We start from the raw sequence: 17,913 nt of genomic DNA on the forward strand, positions 1-17,913 counted from the left end.
CTGCGTCCTCATAATCCGTTTCGCCGCAAAGGCAAAGCGCGGCGAAGGGTCTCGCAGGCGGCCACGTGGAGACGGTCAGCCGGCCTTCGCCGCGGCCATCGCTTCCGACAGGACGGCGCGGTCGCCGATGTGGTTGGCGAGCAGCAGGATCAGCCGCGCGTTGACCGCGTCGCTCTGCGCCTTCGTCAGGCCCTCGTGCAGGGAAAGCAGCTCGGCATAGAAATCGTCCGGGCGGGGGATGTTGGGGGTGGTGACGAGCGTGGTCATGTCCATGGTCCTCAGGCGCGTCCGGTGGCGCGGGCCAGCGCTGCCGAAACGGCGGCTTCGTCGAAGGCTGTCCAGCGGGCGGCGACGTGCTGGTCGGGCCGCATCAGGTAGACCGCGCCGGCGGCGTCGCCGAGATAGCGCGCGGCGAGCATGCCGCTCGGGTCGTCGGCCGCCGACAGGGCGAGCCGCTCGACGGCGACGCCGCCGATCTCCAGCCGGTCCGGCGCATCCGCGTCGATCGTCATCAACCGGAAGCCGCCGTTCAGGCGGTCGAGGAGCCAGCCCCCGCCGACCGGCGCGTCGGCGGCAGGCGTGCCCGGCCGCGTGCGCGCGGGCAGGCCCTCGGCGTCCGGCCCGTTGAGCGGCAGGCCGTCATAGGCGCAGGGCACCGACAGTCGACCCGAATTCACCAGCGGGCGGGCGAATTCATAGCGCTCCGACAGGTCGAGCACGGCGTCGCGGAACAGCCGGCTGGTGTCCGATTTCGGCGTGATGAAATCGGTCGAGCGCGAGGAGTTGAGGATGTTCTCGTCGGCGCCGTGCACGCGCTCGGCGTCGTAGCTGTCGAGCAGGCTCGCGGGGGCTGCGCCGTCGATGACGAGCTTCAGCTTCCAGGCGAGGTTGTCCGTGTCCTGGATGCCGGAATTCGCGCCGCGCGCGCCGAAGGGCGACACCTGGTGGGCCGAATCGCCGGCGAACAGCACGTGTCCGTGGCGGAAGCGCTCCATGCGCCGGCACTGGAAGGTGTAGATCGACACCCATTCGAGCTCGAAGGCGACGTCGTCGCCGAGCATCGCCTTCAGCCGCGGGATGACGTTCTCCGGCTTCTTCTCCTCGTCCTTGTCGATGTTCCAGCCGAGCTGGAGATCGATGCGCCAGACGCCGTCGGGCTGCTTGTGGAGGAGCGCCGACTGGCCCTTGTTGAAGGGCGGGTCGAACCAGAACCAGCGCTCGGTCGGAAACTCCGCCTCCATCTTCACGTCGGCGATCAGGAAGTTGTCCTCGAACACCCGGCCGACGAAATCGAGCCCGAGCATCGCCCGGATCGGCGAATTGGCGCCGTCGCAGGCGATCAGCCAGTCGGCCTCCAGCCGGTAGGGGCCGTCCGGCGTCTCGACCGACAGCGACACGCCGTTCTGCGTCGGCACGACCGCCGTCACCCGGCTGCGGCCGCGGATCTCGATCGGCCTGCCCTCGGCGGCCAGTTCGGCGACCCGATCGACCAGATATTTCTCGAAATGGTACTGCTGCAGATTGATGAAGGCCGGCCGCCGGTGGCCCGCCTCGGGTAGCAGGTTGAAGCCGTAGACCTGGCGGTCGCCGAAGAACACCTTGCCGAGGTTCCAGGTCACGCCCTTGTCGACGATGCCCGGATCGACGCCCAGCCGGTCGAGGATTTCCAGCGTGCGCTTGGAAAAGCAGATGGCGCGCGAGCCGAACGAGACCTTGTCGTTGTCGTCGAGCACGACCACCGGCACGTCCTTCATCGCGAGGTCGATGGCGGCCGCGAGCCCGACCGGGCCGGCGCCGACGACGATCACCGGATGGCGCACGGGCGAGGCCGCGTCCTGGTCGGGCGAACGCCTGTAGGGATAGAGCGGCGTCTCGAAGATGCGGGTCATGAAAGGCATCCTGGCTGGAGGGCGGCGGATTTGTCGGCCGGTCCCGATTGGCTTAGACTGTCCGGAAACGGGGTATCCGCCATGAACGAGCATGCACGGCAGGCAGGCGCGGTCCGCGTGACGGTGGAGGAAGCGGAGGCGCGGATCGGCGAACTGCTGCGCCGCGCCGAGGCCGGCGAGCACATCGAGGTCACGCGCGACGGCAGGCCGGTGGTGGAACTGGCTGCGGCCGAGGTGCCCGCTGCGCCGAAGCTGCCGCGGGTGGGCGCGTTCAGCCATGTGAAGCTGACCATGTCGGACGATTGGGATGAACTCGGTCCCGAATGGGACGAGTACGACGGCAGGCCGGCGGTTGAGCTGGCGGCGGCGGAAGGGCTCGCTGCGCGCGGGCAGATGTGATGCGCCATGGAGGGCGAAATCTGGATCGCACCGGATTTCGACGAAATCGATCCCGAATGGGCTGAGTACTTGCCCCAACCGTCCGCGCCGTCATCCTCGGGCTTGTCCCGAGGATCTGCCGACGAGCCAAGGTAGGTCGAGGCGTCACCGCGCAGCGGACGTCCAGGGCGGGCGACGCGCCGGAAGACGGATGCTGGTGGCGACGGGCGGTAGATCCTCGGGACAAGCCCGAGGATGACGGTGCGGGGTGGAATGACGCCGCACTGAGTCTTGCCGACGCTGCCAGTCCTGCCGACGCGGTCGGTCCTGCCGACCCCGTCACCCAACGTTCCGCAGTGCGATCCCCCGCCCATCCCGCCTCCTCCCCGAGCGAGCCTCAGCCCTGCAGGCGCTCCCACATGTCGCGGTCGCGCTCGGCGGTCCAGATGCGCGGCGTGTCGATGCCGAGCGCCTCGTCATAGGCGCGGGCCACGTTGAAGGGCAGGCAGTGCTCGTAGATCGCATAGGAGGCGAATTTCGGGTCGCAGGCGGCGCGGCAGGCGTCCCAGGCCTCCTTCATCGAGCCGCCGCCCTGCGCGACGCGCGCGATCGGCCGGTAGGTCGAGGCGACGAAGTCGGCGGTGTTGTCGAGCGCCGCGTTGACCATCTCTTCGCCGACCAGCGCGTCGCCGCGGCCGGGCGCGATGGCGTCGAGACCGTAGCCGCGAATCGCCTCCAGCGTCGCCGGCCAGTCGGCGAAATGCGCGTCGCCGCAGTAGCAGGCCGAGTGGTATTCGACGAGGTCGCCGGTAAACATGACGTTGGCGTCCGGAACGTGGGCGACGATGTCGCCGGCGGTGTGGCCGCGGCCGAGGAATCTCAGGTCGACGCGCCGCTTGCCCATGTAGAGCGTCATCGAGTCGCCGAAGGTCATGGTCGGCCAGGTCAGGCCCGGGATCGATTCATGACCCTGGAACAGGCGCGGGAATCGGCCGAATTCCGAATCCCAGTCCTCCTGCCCGCGCTCCACCACCATGGCGCGCGCCCTGGCCGACATGATCGTCTCCGACGCGCCATAGGCCGAGGCGCCGAGCACGCGCACGGCATGGTAATGCGTCAGCACCACGTATTTGATCGGCTTGTCGGTGACGGAGCGGATCTTCTCGATCACCTTGTTTGCCAACCGCGGCGTCGCCTGCGCATCGACGATCATCACCGAGTCGTCGCCGATGACGACGCCGGTGTTGGGGTCGCCCTGGGCCGTGAAGGCCCAGAGGTCGCGGCCGATCTCGGTGAACGAGATCTCCTTCTCGGTCATGTCTCCGGCGGAGGCGAACTGCTTGGCCATGTCTCTTCCCTTGTTGTCGTTCGGGTCGTGCCCCCTTCGAGGCTCGCCCTTCGAATGTTCGGCGCCCGATGGCAGGCGTCGTGCGGGCTCGCACCCCAGGAGGAGGGAGGTCGGTGCCGACCTCCCGCGTTTCGTGTCCGCGGCCGCTCCGCTGCCGGCACCGCCGTTCGTCTTTCGTGGCGGCGGCGCCCGGCGGTCCTCAGCCCGAGGTGCGGGCACACCGCATCTCGGCGGATCAGCTCCAGTCGCCCTCGATCGTGCCGTTGAAGCGCTTCTTCAGCCCGTCCCAGCAGTCGACGTAATTGTCCTGCAGCGTGTCGAGTTCGGCCGCATACCGGGTCAGCAGCTGCGGGTAGCGCGTCTCGAACATGAAGGCCATCGTGTGGTCGAGCTTCACCGGCTTCAGCTCGGCGCGCGAGGCCTTGTCGAAGCCGTCGGCGTCGGGGCCGTGCGCCAGCATCATGTTGTGCAGGCTCATGCCGCCGGGCACGAAGCCTTCCTCCTTGGCGTCGTACTTGCCGTGGATCAGCCCCATGAACTCGCTCATGATGTTGCGGTGGTACCAGGGCGGGCGGAAGGTGTTCTCCGCCACCATCCAGCGCGGCGGGAAGATGACGAAGTCGATGTTGGCGGTGCCTTCCTCGCCCGACGGCGCGGTGAGCACGGTGAAGATCGACGGATCGGGATGGTCGAACAGGATCGCGCCGACCGGCGAGAAGGTCGACAGGTCGTATTTGTAGGGCGCGTAGTTGCCGTGCCAGGCCACCACGTCGAGCGGCGAATGACCCATCCCGGTGACATGGAAGCCGCCGCACCATTTCACGATTAGCCGGCAGGGCGTCTCCTTCTCCTCGTACCAGGCGACCGGCGTCTTGAAGTCGCGCGGGTTGGCGAGGCAGTTGGCGCCGATCGGGCCGCGGTCGGGCAAGGTGAACTTGGCGCCGTAATTCTCGCACATGTAACCGCGCACCGGACCGTCCATCAGCTCGACCTTGAAGGTCAGCCCGCGCGGCAGGACGCAGATCTCGCCCGGCAACACCTCCATCACGCCCATCTCGGTGACGAAGCGCAAGCCGCCCACCTGCGGCACGACCATCAGTTCGCCGTCGGCATTGAAGAAGTGGTCGTCGACCATGTCGACATTGGCGACATAGACATGGGCCGCCATGCCGGCCTGGCCGAACACGTCGCCCGCCGTCGTCATGGTGCGGACCCCGGCGATGAAGTCGGTCGGCTCGGTCGGCATCGGCACCGGGTTCCAGCGCAGCTGGCCGAGCGGCAGGTCGTGGTCGCCGGCGTTCGGCGCGGATTTCCAGAGCGGATAGCTCGCCGCGGCGAAGCGGCCGTGATGTTTCACCGATGGGCGGATGCGGTAGAGCCAGGAGCGTTCGTTGGTGCCGCGCGGCGCGGTGAAGGGCGAGCCGGACAGCTGTTCGGCATAGAGCCCGTAGGCGGGGCGCTGCGGCGAGTTGCGGCCCTGCGGCAGTGCGCCGGCCAGCGTCTCCGTCTCGAAATCGTTCCCGAAGCCGGGCATGTAGGCATAGGTCACGATGGCCTCCCTCGTGGGCGGACGGGTCGCCGGCATGGCGACCGGGTCGCCGGTATGGCGACCGGGTCCCCGGCATGCGACCGGGGTCGCCTGTCGATCAATTCGTTGCGTTCGTAACCATCGAAAATGTAACTATCAACCGCGCCGGCAAGGTCCTGCCGACGGCGCGCCGGTCGGCGGCCGGTTCAGCAGGTCACGGAAATGGCGCAGCGCCAGGCGTCCTTCGTGCTGACGGTATAGGCCCGCGGCTGCTGGCCCTCGCCTTCGCACTGCAGCGTGGAGGCTTTGGAGACGGGCACGCCGACACGGACCGGCACGGCGAACTTGCCGTTGGCAAGCACCTGGATGACTCCGTGCTTCTCGTAATAGGCGATGGCCTGCTTGCAGGTCATCTCGTCCGCCAGCTGGGCGAATGTCGGGCCGGCGAAGGCGATCGCCAGCCAGGCTGCCAGGATGATCCGTTTCAACGCGATGCCTCCCAACTCGTACGACGACAGGTTACCCCGATCGTGCGACAGTTCAAGCGGAAGTGCCCGGCGCGGTGAATCAACCTATCGTGGCGCGTAGAGGAAGCCGTCGAAATCGGACGCCTTGCCCCGGCCGCTGGTGTCGAAGGCCGCCATGCCGACGAAGGCGCCGGTGAAGGAGGCGTGCTCGCCGCGCCCGCCCTCGTCGGAGATCAGGCTGGCGTCGAGGACGTCGCCGATGTCGGTCCAGGCGCCGCCGGCGAGGCGCCAGCGGAAGCGCAGTTCCGCCCCGCGCACCTCGGCGGCGAGGCCGAGCGGCCCGTCGTCGCCGATCGCCAGCGGTTCGTCCAGCCCGAAGGTGAGGCGGCCGTTCTGCCAGTCGCCGAGGCAGGACATGACCTGCAGCACGCGACCCTTGCCCGGATGCCATGTCACCGCGAGGAAATGGAACTTGTGGCGGTTGTAGTAGTGCACGAGGCCGGCCGCCTGCTGGTAGGTTTCGGGCGAAAAATCGACGACGGTCTCGGCGTCGAAGTCCCAGTGCTCCTGGCGGCGCGCGACGAGCGCCTGCTCGAACCAGCTGCCGATGGATTCGCGGCCGAACAGGCGCAGGTGCCCTGGCCGATCCGCGAGCGAGAACAGCCGCTCGCGCAGCGGCGTGCGCAGCCACTGGAAATCGAGCGGCAGGGCCGGCTCGTCGAAGGCGTAGCGGACGGCCTCCGGCGGATGCGGGGCCGCGGCACCGGCGGGCGCCTCGACCTCGAGGGCGGGAACCGGGCCGCCATGGGCGAGCCGCAGCCAGCCGTCCTCGCCCCAGACGCATTTCTGGATCGCGGTCTCGCGCCCGAGCGGCGACCGGCGGGTGCCGGGCAGCGGCCGCGAGCAGAGATGGGTGTGATAGACCGTGCCGTCCGGCATCTCGACGATCTGGCCGTGTCCGGCCCGCTGCAGCGGCGCGTCGGGCGCGTCCTTCGACGTCATCAGGTGGGTGTCGGGATGAAGTTCGTAGGGACCGGCGATGTCGCGCGACCGCGCCATGGTGACCGCGTGGTCGTAGCCGGTGCCGCCCTCGGCGGTGGTGAGATAGTACCAGCCGTCGCGCTTGAAGAGATGCGGGCCCTCGACCAGCCCGTGCGGGCTGCCGGCGAAGACGTTGCGGATCGGCCCGACGAGCCTGCCGGAGGCCGCGTCCCACTCCTGCAGCAGGATGCCGTCGAAGGACGGGTGCTTCGGGCTGCCGCCGACGCCCGACGAGACGTGGCACCACTGCATGTTGAGGAACCACTTGCGGCCGTCCTCGTCGTGGAACAGCGAGGGATCGAAGCCGCTCGAATTGACGTAGATCGGGTCCGACCACGGCCCATCGATCGACGGCGCGGTGACGATGTAGTTGTGCGCGTCCTTGAAGTTGCCCTCCAGCCGCTTCACGTCGGTGTAGACCAGCCAGAACAGCCCATCGGCATGGCTGAGGCAGGGCGCCCAGATGCCGCCGGAATCCGGGTTGCCGCGCATGTCGAGCTGGCTCGCGCGCGTCAGCGGTCGCGCGACCAGCCGCCAGTTCACGAGGTCGGTCGAATGGTGGATCTGCACGCCCGGATACCACTCGAAGGTGGAAGTGGCGATGTAGACGTCGTTGCCGACGCGGCAGATCGACGGATCCGGGTTGAAGCCCGGCAGGATCGGGTTGCGGATCATGAAAAGGCTTCTCCTCCAGAAGGCCGGACGATTTCCTGTAACGTTACAGAAACGGGACGAAAAAGGGAAAGGTGAGCGACGGCTTGGCCCGTTACTTTCGCGCCGGCCCCTGCCGCTCCGCCGAAGCGGCCCAGATGTTGATGTCGCCCTCGCGCGCATAGAGGTCGATCTCGGCCAGTTCCGCTTCGCTGAAATGCGGGTTCTTCAGCGCGCCGACGCTGTCCTCCACCTGCTCGGGACGGCTGGCGCCGATGAGCGCCGTCGTCACGCGGCTCCCCGAGTTCTGGGCGCGCAACACCCAGGCGACGGCCATCTGCGCCAGCGTCTGGCCACGCCGCTTCGCGATGGCGTCGAGCGCGCGGATGTTCTCAATCGTCTGCTCGTTGAGGAAGGCCTGGCGCAGCGACTTACCCTGGGTCGCCCGGCTGCCCTCGGGAATGCCGTCGAGATATTTCGACGTCAGCATGCCCTGCGCCAGCGGCGAGAACACGATGGTGCCGATGCCGAGTTCGTGGACGGTGTCGAGCAGCCCGTCCTCCTCCACCCAGCGGTTGATCATCGAATAGCTCGGCTGGTGGATCAGGCAGGGCGTGCCGAGGTCCTTCAGGATCGCGGCAGCCTGCCGCGTGCGTTGCGAATTGTAGGAGGAGATGCCGGCATAGAGCGCCTTGCCGGAGCGCACCGCCTGGTCGAGCGCCCCCATGGTCTCCTCCAGCGGCGTCTCCGGATCGAAGCGATGCGAATAGAAGATGTCGACATAGTCGACGCCGAGGCGCTGCAGGCTCCGGTCGAGCGAGGAGAGCAGGTACTTGCGGCTGCCCCACTCGCCATAGGGTCCGGGCCACATGCCGTAGCCGGCCTTGGTCGAGATGACCAGTTCGTCGCGCCAGCGGGCAAAGTCTGTGCGCAGGATCTCGCCGAAGGCGGTCTCGGCGGCACCGGGCGGCGGGCCGTAATTGTTGGCGAGGTCGAAATGGGTGATGCCGAGGTCGAAGGCCTTGCGGCAGATCGCCCGCTTCGTCGCGTGCGGCGTGTCCTCGCCGAAATTGTGCCACAGCCCGAGCGACAGCGCCGGCAGTTTCAGCCCGGAGCGGCCGCAGCGGTTGTAGGTCATCGTCTCGTAGCGGTCGTCCGCCGGTGTCCACTGGGCCATGCGGCCTCCTCCCTCAGATCTGCGAAAAGGGCCGGGCGGCTCAGCCGCCCCACGGGCCGTGATGCGCACCCGGCCGGTCGATCCGTTCGAACCCGTGCGCGCCGAAGAAGTCGCGCTGCGCCTGCACCAGGTTCGCCGTGCCGCGCGCGGCGCGGTAGGCCTCGAAATAGCCGAGTGCGGCCGACAGCGCCGGCACCGCGATGCCGGCGAGCGCGGCGCGCGCCACGGTGCGGCGGAGCGCCGGCACGGCCTCGGTCATCAGGCCGACGAAGCGGGGCGCGGCCAGAAGGTTCGCAGGCGCTCCGTCCTCGAAGGCCTCGGCGATCCTGTCCAGGAACTGCGAGCGGATGATGCAGCCGGCGCGCCAGATGCGTGCGATGGTGGCCATCGGCAGGTTCCAGTCGAACTCCTTCGAGGCGGCCTGCATCACGGCGAAGCCCTGGGCGTAGGCGGCGATCTTGCCGGCGAAGAGCGCCAGTTCCAGGTCGTCGACGGCGTCGCGAAGATCAGCCCGGTCGAAGGCTGTCACCGGGACGCCGTAGAGCCCTTGCGCAGCCTCGCGCTCGGCCTTCAGCGCCGACAATCCGCGCGCGGCCACCGCGGCCTCGATCGCGGTCGCCGGTACGCCCATCATCTGGGCCTCAATGACCGACCAGCGGCCGGTGCCCTTCTGGCCGGCGCTGTCGACGATCACGTCCACCATGGGTCGGCCGGTGTCGGGGTCGGTCGCCGCGAGAACCTTGGCCGTGATCTCGATCAGGTAGGATTCGAGCCGCCCGCCGTTCCACTGCTCGAACAGCCGCGCCATGGCGGCCGTGTCGAGCCGCGCGCCGTCGCGCAGGATACCGTAGATCTCCGCGATCATCTGCATGTCGGCATATTCGATGCCGTTGTGGATGGTCTTGACGAAATGGCCGGCACCGTTGCGGCCGAGCCAGGCCACGCAGGGCTCGTCGCGGTATTTCGCCGAGATCGCGACCAGCACGTCCCTGACGCGCAGCCAGGAGGCCTGCGTCCCGCCGACCATGATGGACGGCCCGTGCCGGGCGCCTTCCTCGCCGCCCGAGACACCCATGCCGATGAAGGTCAGGCTCGAGCCTTCCAGCGCGGCGAAGCGGCGCATCGTGTCGCGGAAATTGGCGTTGCCGGCGTCGATGACGATGTCCTCGGCCGACAGCAGCGGCCGCAGCGCCGCGATCTGCTCGTCGACGGCAGCCCCGGCCTGCACCATCAGGATGATCGGCCGCGGCGGCCGGATCGCCGCGACGAGGTCTTCGAGCGTCTCGCAGGGCACCACATGGTCGGAAAGCGCGCCTGCGGTCGCGGCGAAGGCCTGCGTCTTCTCCGTCGTGCGGTTCCAGACCGCGATGCGGTAGCCATGCTCGGCGATGTTGAGGGCGAGATTCGAGCCCATGACGCCGAGCCCGATCAGTCCGATTTCCGCCTGCTGCATGATGCGTGTCTGGTCCGGGAGTGGTGGGAGGTCGGGCGACAGATCGAAATGATGGACCGGTCCCGCTACGCGGTCAACGGATGCGGCCGAGCCCGCTGCCGGTCTTGCCGCCTTCGCCGATCTCCACGTCCAGCCGGATGTCGAGGGCCTGGGTGACGCGCAGCAGCGTCGACAGCTTGGGATCGCCCTCCCGGCTCAGCGTCCGGTAGAGAGCCTCGCGCGCGAGGCCGGATCGCCGCGCCACCTCGGTCATCCCGCGTGCCCGCGCGATGATGCCCAGCGCATGGGCGATCTCTCCCGTGGAACCGTCCGCGAAGGCGCGTGCGAGCAGCCGCGCATGCCCCGGCTCGCCTGTCTTGCGTTCCGCGCTCGCTGCTGCCTCGGCCCTCGCAGGCATGTCGTCTCATCCCGGACTGGAGTGCTGGCCCGCGCCGTCCCGCTGCGTCCGACGGAACCGGGCTGGAGCCCGGTCCGTCGGCCGTCGCGGCACTCGTGGTTGCCGGAGTTCAAATTCCCGGGCCGTCCCATTGTTCCGCCGCAAGAGGGTCACGAGGTCGCCGGGAGGAAGTCCTGGCGGGCAGGCGTGAAACTGTCGATCAGGAGCCCCGGCTCCAGCGCCCGCACCCCGTGGACCGCGTTCGACGGCACGATGAAGCTCTGGCCCTTCGACAGCACCTCCGTCACGCCCGCGATCGTCACCTCGAAGCGGCCCTCGGCGACGTAGGAGGCCTGGATGTGCGGGTGGTTGTGAAGCTTGCCCACCGCATCCGTCTCGAAGGCGAATTCCACGATCATCAGCTGGTCGTTGTGGGTGAGGATGCGCCGGCGCACGCCGGGATCGGTCGGCGTCCACTGGTCGTCGGTCGGGCGGATGAAGAGGTCGCTGTCCATCGTCCTGTGTCTCCTATCGTGCCAGCCAGCCGCCATCGACCGGGATCACGGCGCCGTGGATGTATGTCGCGGCGTCGCTGGCGAGGAACACGGCCGTCCCGCCGATGTCGGACGGCTGGCCCCAGCGGCCGGCGGGGATGCGTTTGAGGATGTCCTCGCGCCGCACCGGGTCGGCGCGCAGCGCTTCGGTGTTGTTGGTCTCGATGTAGCCGGGCGCGATGGCGTTGACGTTGATGCCTTTCGCCGCCCATTCGTTGGCGAGCAGCTTCGTCAGGCCGGCCAGCCCGCTCTTCGACGCCGTGTAGGACGCGACGCGGATGCCGCCCTGGAAGGAGAGCAGCGAGGCGACGTTGACGATGCGTCCCGACCGCCCGGCGGCGAAGGTTTTCCGCGCGAAGGCCTGGCAGAGCAGGAAGACCGACTTCAGGTTGACGTCCATCACCGCGTCCCAGTCGGCCTCGGTGAAATCGACGGCGTCGGCGCGGCGGATGATGCCGGCATTGTTGACCAGGATGTCGATCGGCCCCTGCGCGTCCCAGGCCGTGTCGAACATCGTTGCCACTCCGGCCGTCTCGGCGAGATCGGCGGAAATCTCAGACAGCGTCCCGCCCGCGGCCTCCACCGCTGCCCGGGTGCCCGCCATCGAGGACCGGCCGACCGCCAGGATCTCCGCGCCCGCCTTTGCCAGCGAGATCGCGATGCCCTGGCCGATGCCGGTGTTGGCACCGGTCACCATGGCCCGGCGCCCCGTCAGGTCGAAGACGTTCGTCAACGGAGGTCTCCCATGCCGACGGGGTCGACGTCGGTGTAGTCGACATTGTCGCCGGCCATCGCCCAGATGAAGGCATAATTGGATGTGCCGGCGCCGGAATGGATCGACCAGCCGGGCGACAGGATCGCCTCCTCGTTGCGCACCACGAGGTGCCGCGTCTCGTCCGGCTCGCCCATGAAGTGGAAGACGCAGGCGTTCTCGGCCAGGCCGAAATAGAGATAGGCCTCGGAGCGCCGGTCGTGCACGTGGCAGGGCATGGTGTTCCAGACCGAGCCGGTCGCGAGCTGCGTCATGCCGACGACGAGCTGGCAGGTCTTCGCGCCCTCCGGATGCACGAACTGGAAGATCGAGCGTTCGTTGGAGGTCTCGCGGCTGCCGAGGTCGAGCCGCCTGGCGTCGCCGATCTGGATCGTCCGGGTGGGATGCGTCTGGTGCGCCGGCGCGCTGAGCAGGTAATATTTCGCGGGCGCGTTCGCGTCGTCCGAGGCGAAGGCGACGTCCTGTGCGCCCATGCCGACATAGATCATGTCGCGCGCGCCGAGCGCGAAACGCTCGCCGTCGACGGTGACCGTGCCGGCACCGCCGATGTTGACGGCGATCAGCTCGCGCCGGTCGAGGAAGGCCTTCGTGCCGGTCGGCTTGATGGCCTCCAGGACGAGCGACGTGTCCGTCGGCAGCGCGCCGCCGACGATCATCCGGTCGTAGTGGGTGTAGGTCAGCGACACGAGGCCGGGCCTGAACAGGTCGGAGATGTGGAAATTGTGCCGCAGCTCGTCGGTGCCCATCGCGGCGCCCGTGGCGGGGTCGATCGCGAAGCGCGACGAAAACTCGGTGTTGCGGAGGGACTGTGTCATGAACTCTCTCGTGCTGGCCGGGTCGCGTGAGTCACGACCGGCGGGGGCGGGCGGCGGAGGCGATCGTCGCCGGATCGAAGCCGGCGAGACGCTCCCGGTAGCGTTGCTGGCTGGCGGTCAGGTGCGCGCGCATGGCGTCGCGGGCCGCCTGGCCGTCTCCGGCGGAGATGGCCTTGATGATCTTCCAGTGCTCGCGCTGCAGTCCGACCTGATACTCCACGGTGAGCACGCTTTCGGTGCCCCAGGGCGAGGCGACGTCGCAGGGGATGGTGCGGCTGCCGAGTGCGTCCAGCACCTCGACGTAGAAGGGGTTGTTGGTGGCGGCCGCGATGGCGCGGTGGATGGCGAAGTCCGACTTGCCGGTCGCCAGCCGCGCTGCGAGCTGCCGGTCGAACTCGGCATAGGCCTCGTAGATGCGGGCCTCCTGCGCGCTGTTGCGGCGCTGCGCGGCGAGCCCGGCGGACTCGATCTCGATACCCATGCGCACTTCCAGCACGTTGAGCGCATGGCTGATCTTGTTGCCGACCTCCGCCGAGATCAGGCTGAAGGCGCTCGCCGGCTGTTCCACGACGAAGACGCCGGCGCCCTGGCGCGGCTCGACCAGCCCGTCGGCCGCGAGCGCGGCGATCGCCTCGCGCACGACGGTCCGGCTGACGCCGTAGGTCTGTGTCAGACGGCTTTCCGTGGGAAGTTTCTGGCCCGGCGCCAGCGCGCCGGCGATGAGCTGCTGGCGCAGTTCGGCCACCACCCGGTCGGCGAGTTTTGGCCTTCTCTCCGGCCGGCCGTCCTGGAGGAGGGGCTCGCTCATCGCCCCCTCACTTGAACACGGCGGGCAGCCACAGCGACAGCGCCGGGACGTAGGTGACGAGACCGAGCACGACGAGCCCGGCGCCGTAGAACGGCCAGATCGAGCGCATCGCCTCCCACACGCTGATCTTGCCGACGGCGCAGGCCACGAACTGCACCGCGCCTACGGGTGGTGTGTTCAGGCCGATGCCGAGGTTGAGGATCAGGATGACGCCGAAATGCACCGGGTCGATGCCGTAGGCCTGCGCGACCGGCAGGAAGATCGGCGTGACGATGATGATGGTCGGCCCCATGTCCATGAAGGTGCCGAGGACGAGCAGGATCAGGTTGAGCAGCAGCAGGATGATCAGCGGGTTCTCCGAGACCGCGTTCATCGAGGCGACGAGCGCAGCCGGCACGCGCAGGAAGGCCATGAGCCAGGAGAAGGCGGCGGCCATGCCGATGATCACCAGCACCATCGCGGTGGTGCGCACGGCGCCCATCGTGGCGTGGACGAAGCCTTCCCAGGTCATCTGCCTGTAGACCAGCACGGTGACCAGCAGCGCATAGAGCACTGCGATGCACGAACTCTCGGTGGCGGTGAAGACGCCCGAGCGGACGCCGCCGAAGATGATCGCGATGAGCAGCAGTCCGGGCAGGGCGACGGCGAAGAGATGCAGCGCCATCGCGAAGCCGGGGAAGGGTTCCGTCGGATAGCCGCGCCGCCGCGCCACGACATAGGCGGTCAGCATCAGCGCCAGCGCCAGCAGCATGCCGGGGATGATGCCGGCCGTGAACAGGTCGGCGATCGAGATCTGGCCGCCGGCCGAGATCGAATAGATGATCATGTTGTGCGAGGGCGGGATGAGCAGCGCGATCAGGGCCGACATCGAGGTGACGTTGACGGCGTAGTCGGCGCCGTAGCCGCGCGCCTTCATCTGCGGGATCATCAGCCCGCCGACCGCCGCCGCCTCGGCGACCGCCGATCCGGAGATGCCGCCGAAAAGCGTCGCCGTCACGATGTTGACCTGGCCGAGACCGCCGCGGACGTGGCCGATCAGGGACGCCGCGAAGGCGACGATCTTCTGGGCGATGCCGCCGCGCACCATCAGGTCGCCGGCATAGATGAAGAAGGGGATGGCGAGCAGCGAGAAGACGCTCATGCCGGAATTCAGGCGCTGGAAGACGACCAGCGGCGGCAGGCCCATGTAGAGCACGGTCGCGAAGCTGGCGACGCCGAGGCAGAACGCGATCGGCGTGCCGGTCAGCATCAGCGTGGCGAAGACGCCGAAGAGGATCCACAGTTCCATCGTCTCAGGCCCTGGTGCTTGCGGAAATGTCGGCGTTGTCGATCTCGGCGGCGACCTCCGCCGGCACCTCGTCGATATCGTCCAGCGGCACGCCCGCCAGCCGCTTCGCGATGCGCTCGGCCGCGAAGATGACGATCAGGATGCCGCCGCCGACGACCGGGAAATAGTCGTGCGCGCCGGTGATGCCGAGCGAGGGCAGGGTGGTGTTCCAGGTCAGCGCCACGAGCTGCGAGCCGTACCAGACCATGCCGATGCCGAAGGTGAGGATGACGACGTCCGAGATCATGCGCAGCACGCGCTTGCCGCCCTTCGGCAGCACGTAGAGCAGCACGTCGAAGCCGAGGTGGAAGTTCTCGCGCACGCCGACGGCCGCGCCGAGGAAGATGAACCAGCTCATGATCATGACCGCGCCCGGCTCCGTCCAGCTGGGCGAATCGTTGAGCACGTAGCGACAGTAGACCTGCCAGGCCACGAAACCGGTCATGGCGACCAGCCCGGCGCCTGCGGCCCAGAGCGCGGCCTTGCTGAGCAGTCCGAGAAGGCGCGCCACGCCTGCCAGTCTTTCGTGGGATGAAGCGGACACGGCGGCCCCCCATGGATGCGGGAATGCCCGCCCGGCCGTGCGCCGGGCGGGATCGACGGCTCCGGCCTACTTGGTGGCCTTGACGTCCTCGACCATCTTCTGCAGCACCGGATCGGTGACGTGCTTGGCGTAGACGGGCGCCATGGCGTCGATGAAGCCCTGCTTCTCCGGCGTGGTGATCATGGAACCGGCCGCGACGACCTTGGCCTTGGACTCCTCGACCTTGGCCGACCACAGCTCGCGCTGCTTGGCCACGCTCTCCTTGGCGGCTTCCTTGAAGATCGCCTGGTCTTCCGGCGTCAGCTTGTCCCAGGCGGCCTTGTTCATCACGAAGACCTCGGGGAGGATGGTGTGCTCGTCGAGCGAGTAGTGCTTGGCCACCTCGAAGTGCTTGGCGGTGTCGTAGCTCGGGTAATTGTTCTCCGCGCCGTCGATGACGCCCGTCTCGATGCCGGAATAGACCTCGCCATACGGCATCGGCGTGGCGTTGGCGCCGAGCGCGGCGACCATGTCGACGAAGATGTCGGACTGGATGACGCGGAACTTCATCCCCTTCAGGTCCTCGACCGAATTGATCGGCTTCTTGGAATTGTAGAAGGAGCGCGCACCGGCGTCGTAGAAGGCGAGAGCGACGAGGCCGGCCGGCTCGAAGGCCGCCTTGATCTGGTCGCCGATCGGGCCGTCCATGACCTTGTGCATGTGGTCTTCCGAGCGGAAGATGTAGGGCAGCGCCGGAACGATGGTCTCCTTCACGGTGCCGTTGAAGGGCGCCATGGAGACGCGGTTGAGCTCGATGACGCCGGAGCGCACCTGCTCGATCGTGTCCTTCTCCTGGCCGAGCTGCGCGGAATGGTAGACCTCCACGGAATAGCGGCCGTCGGTGCGCTGCTTGACCAGTTCGCCGAAGTACTTGACGCCCTCGACCGTCGGATAGCCGTCGGGGTGCGTGTCGGACGACTTCAGCACCACCTGGGCATGGGCCGCGCCGAGCATGGCGACGGAGAAGGCCGCCGCAGCGGTCAGTGTCCTCATCAGGTTCATGGTTTCCTCCCTGTTTCCTGACGTTTCCTCAGAGCCGGTAGGCGGTCTTCGCCAGCCGGTATGCGAGATCGTGCGCGAGTTCGGCCGCCTCCTCCTCCACGAGCAGGCCCGCGCGGACCTGCTCGGCGAGGAAACCGCAGTCCACCCGCCGCGCCACGTCGTGGCGCGCGGGAATGGACGGGAAGGCTCGCGTGTCGTCGTTGAAGCCGACGGTGTTGTAGAAGCCGGCGGTCTCGGTGGCGGCGGCGCGGAAGCGCTTCATGCCCTCCACGCTGTCGAAGAACCACCAGGCAGGCCCGAGCCGCAGGCAGGGATAGACGCCGGCGAGCGGCGCGAGCTCGCGCGAATAGACCGTCTCGTCGAGCGTGAAGAGGATGATCGTGAGGCCGGGCTCCATGCCCACCACGTCGAGCATCGGCTTCAGCGCGTCGACATAGGAGGTGCGGCGCGGGATGTCGAAGCCCTTGTCGCGGCCGTGGCTGGCGAAGACCGAAGCCGAATGGTTGCGCCAGGACCCGGCATGGATCTGCATGACCATGCCGTCCTCGACGCTCATCCTGGCCATCTCGGTCAGCATCTGGGCGCGGAACAGGTTGGCGTCGGCCGGGCTCGCGCCGCCCTTCGCCACGCGGGCGAACAGGGCTGCGGCCTCGGCCCGCGACAGGCTGGCGGTGTCGGCGCTGGGGTGGCCGTGATCGGTCGCGGTGGCCCCGAGCTCGCGGAAGAAGGCGCGCCGGCGCCGGTGCGCCTCGAGGTAGCCGGACCACGTGGCGGTGTCGCAGCCGGTGATTTCGCCGAGCCGGACGAGGTTCGCCCCGAAGCCCTCGAAGTCCGGGTCGACCACCGCGTCCGGACGGTAGGTCGTGATCACGCGGCCGGTCCAGCCCGACTCCCGGATCTGCCGGTGCCAGTCGAGCGGATCGAGCGCGCCTTCGGTGGTGGCGATGGTTTCGATGTTGAAGCGCTCGAAGAGGGCGCGGGGCCGGTAGGCATCCGTCGCCAGGCACTCGGCGATGCGGTCGTAGTAGAGATCGGCGGTCTGGGAGGACAGCCGGACCTCCATCCCGAACAGGGTCTCGAAGGTGTGGTCGAGCCACAGCCGCGTCGGCGTGCCCCGGAACAGGTGATAGTTCGCGGCGAAGAGACGCCAGATCGCCCGCCCGTCGGTCTGCACAACGCTGCCGTCGGCGCGCGGCACGCCGAGCGCGTCGAGCCCGACGCCCTGGCTGACCAGCATGCGGAAGATGTAGTGGTCGGGAACGACGAGAAGCTGGGCGGGGTCGGAAAAGGCCGCGTTCTCGGCGAACCAGCGCGGATCGGTATGGCCATGCGGGCTGACGATCGGCAGATCGCGGACGCTTCCGTAGAGCGCGCGCGCCAGATCCCGTGCAGCGGAATCGAGCGGGAACAGCCGGTCGTCGTCGAGCAGCGCTGCCACGGTTGACGGTCCTCCCTGGACGTCTCGGGCGCCTGTCGCCGGCGCCTCTTGCCGCCCTTGGTAGGGCAGGCGGCGGCAAGGTGTCAATACAAGTTCACAAAGTCGTATGATGAATTTTCCCATCCGCCGGGAGCGGCGCGGGGCGCATCCCGAGGTTGTTTTCCTTGCCGCTAAAGCATTGCCCGTTCGCCGCCCGGGTGTGCCGATTCGGCGCGAAAAGAGACGGATGACGGGACGTAGTATTACGTGAAGACTCCAAGAGTGACCGACAGGTCTGCCGCTCGGCCATCGTCGGCCACAATCAGG

The 17,913-nt window shown here is 68.3% G+C and carries 18 protein-coding genes; 1 reads left to right on the forward strand and 17 read right to left on the reverse strand.

Annotated elements, in window-relative coordinates:
* Positions 1 to 75: 75 nt before the first annotated feature.
* Both IAI54_RS24305 and IAI54_RS24310 read right to left on the reverse strand, forming a co-directional pair.
* On the reverse strand, positions 76 to 267 hold the full coding sequence (locus tag IAI54_RS24305; RefSeq protein ID WP_187969628.1) for a DUF2783 domain-containing protein: 192 nt from the start codon (positions 265 to 267) through the stop codon (positions 76 to 78).
* A gap of 11 nt (positions 268 to 278) precedes the next feature.
* Positions 279 to 1,889: an FAD-dependent oxidoreductase gene (locus IAI54_RS24310; protein ID WP_187969629.1), complete on the reverse strand. Its 1,611-nt coding sequence runs from the start codon at positions 1,887 to 1,889 to the stop codon at positions 279 to 281.
* Positions 1,890 to 1,970: 81 nt separating this feature from the next.
* Here IAI54_RS24310 and IAI54_RS24315 point away from each other — a divergent pair, with 81 nt between their 5' ends.
* Complete coding sequence (locus tag IAI54_RS24315) at positions 1,971 to 2,288, forward strand: type II toxin-antitoxin system Phd/YefM family antitoxin (protein WP_187969630.1); 318 nt, start codon at positions 1,971 to 1,973, stop codon at positions 2,286 to 2,288.
* Between the two features lie 376 nt (positions 2,289 to 2,664).
* Here IAI54_RS24315 and IAI54_RS24320 read toward each other — a convergent pair whose 3' ends face one another.
* From IAI54_RS24320 to uxaC, 15 genes are all read right to left on the reverse strand, one after another.
* The gene (locus IAI54_RS24320) at positions 2,665 to 3,615 is read right to left on the reverse strand and encodes an MBL fold metallo-hydrolase (protein ID WP_187969631.1); all 951 of its coding nucleotides are present in this window, start codon (positions 3,613 to 3,615) and stop codon (positions 2,665 to 2,667) included.
* A 235-nt stretch (positions 3,616 to 3,850) separates the two neighbouring features.
* Positions 3,851 to 5,164 (reverse strand): homogentisate 1,2-dioxygenase, encoded by a 1,314-nt coding sequence (gene hmgA, locus IAI54_RS24325; RefSeq protein WP_187969632.1) that lies wholly within the window; start codon positions 5,162 to 5,164, stop codon positions 3,851 to 3,853.
* Between the two features lie 185 nt (positions 5,165 to 5,349).
* Positions 5,350 to 5,631, reverse strand: a complete 282-nt coding sequence (locus tag IAI54_RS24330) for a hypothetical protein (protein ID WP_187969633.1) — start codon at positions 5,629 to 5,631, stop codon at positions 5,350 to 5,352.
* 84 nt (positions 5,632 to 5,715) lie between these two features.
* Complete coding sequence (locus tag IAI54_RS24335; protein WP_187969634.1) at positions 5,716 to 7,326, reverse strand: glycoside hydrolase family 43 protein; 1,611 nt, start codon at positions 7,324 to 7,326, stop codon at positions 5,716 to 5,718.
* 91 nt (positions 7,327 to 7,417) lie between these two features.
* Positions 7,418 to 8,479 carry an L-glyceraldehyde 3-phosphate reductase gene (gene mgrA / locus IAI54_RS24340; RefSeq protein WP_187969635.1) on the reverse strand — a complete coding sequence of 354 codons (1,062 nt, stop codon included), beginning with the start codon at positions 8,477 to 8,479 and terminating at the stop codon, positions 7,418 to 7,420.
* 40 nt (positions 8,480 to 8,519) lie between these two features.
* On the reverse strand, positions 8,520 to 9,932 hold the full coding sequence (gene gndA / locus IAI54_RS24345) for an NADP-dependent phosphogluconate dehydrogenase (protein ID WP_187969636.1): 1,413 nt from the start codon (positions 9,930 to 9,932) through the stop codon (positions 8,520 to 8,522).
* Positions 9,933 to 10,005: 73 nt separating this feature from the next.
* Positions 10,006 to 10,329 (reverse strand): addiction module antidote protein, encoded by a 324-nt coding sequence (locus tag IAI54_RS24350; protein WP_187969637.1) that lies wholly within the window; start codon positions 10,327 to 10,329, stop codon positions 10,006 to 10,008.
* A 149-nt stretch (positions 10,330 to 10,478) separates the two neighbouring features.
* Positions 10,479 to 10,823 carry a cupin domain-containing protein gene (locus tag IAI54_RS24355; protein ID WP_187969638.1) on the reverse strand — a complete coding sequence of 115 codons (345 nt, stop codon included), beginning with the start codon at positions 10,821 to 10,823 and terminating at the stop codon, positions 10,479 to 10,481.
* Between the two features lie 13 nt (positions 10,824 to 10,836).
* The gene (gene kduD, locus IAI54_RS24360) at positions 10,837 to 11,559 is read right to left on the reverse strand and encodes a 2-dehydro-3-deoxy-D-gluconate 5-dehydrogenase KduD (RefSeq protein WP_420838321.1); all 723 of its coding nucleotides are present in this window, start codon (positions 11,557 to 11,559) and stop codon (positions 10,837 to 10,839) included.
* Positions 11,560 to 11,591: 32 nt separating this feature from the next.
* Complete coding sequence (gene kduI, locus IAI54_RS24365) at positions 11,592 to 12,449, reverse strand: 5-dehydro-4-deoxy-D-glucuronate isomerase (RefSeq protein WP_187969640.1); 858 nt, start codon at positions 12,447 to 12,449, stop codon at positions 11,592 to 11,594.
* Between the two features lie 31 nt (positions 12,450 to 12,480).
* Entirely contained in the window at positions 12,481 to 13,257 is a 777-nt protein-coding gene (locus IAI54_RS24370; RefSeq protein ID WP_187969641.1) for a FadR/GntR family transcriptional regulator, read from the reverse strand.
* Positions 13,258 to 13,264: 7 nt separating this feature from the next.
* On the reverse strand, positions 13,265 to 14,545 hold the full coding sequence (locus tag IAI54_RS24375; protein ID WP_187969642.1) for a TRAP transporter large permease: 1,281 nt from the start codon (positions 14,543 to 14,545) through the stop codon (positions 13,265 to 13,267).
* Positions 14,546 to 14,549: 4 nt separating this feature from the next.
* A complete protein-coding gene (locus IAI54_RS24380) occupies positions 14,550 to 15,095 on the reverse strand; it encodes a TRAP transporter small permease (RefSeq protein ID WP_235679167.1) in 546 nt (181 codons plus the stop codon).
* Positions 15,096 to 15,194: 99 nt separating this feature from the next.
* Positions 15,195 to 16,169, reverse strand: coding sequence for a TRAP transporter substrate-binding protein (locus tag IAI54_RS24385; protein ID WP_187969643.1), 975 nt, complete (start codon positions 16,167 to 16,169; stop codon positions 15,195 to 15,197).
* Between the two features lie 28 nt (positions 16,170 to 16,197).
* Positions 16,198 to 17,607 carry a glucuronate isomerase gene (uxaC, locus tag IAI54_RS24390; RefSeq protein ID WP_235679168.1) on the reverse strand — a complete coding sequence of 470 codons (1,410 nt, stop codon included), beginning with the start codon at positions 17,605 to 17,607 and terminating at the stop codon, positions 16,198 to 16,200.
* Positions 17,608 to 17,913 lie beyond the last annotated feature (306 nt).

The organism is Aquibium microcysteis (assembly GCF_014495845.1).
Lineage (GTDB): Bacteria > Pseudomonadota > Alphaproteobacteria > Rhizobiales > Rhizobiaceae > Aquibium > Aquibium microcysteis.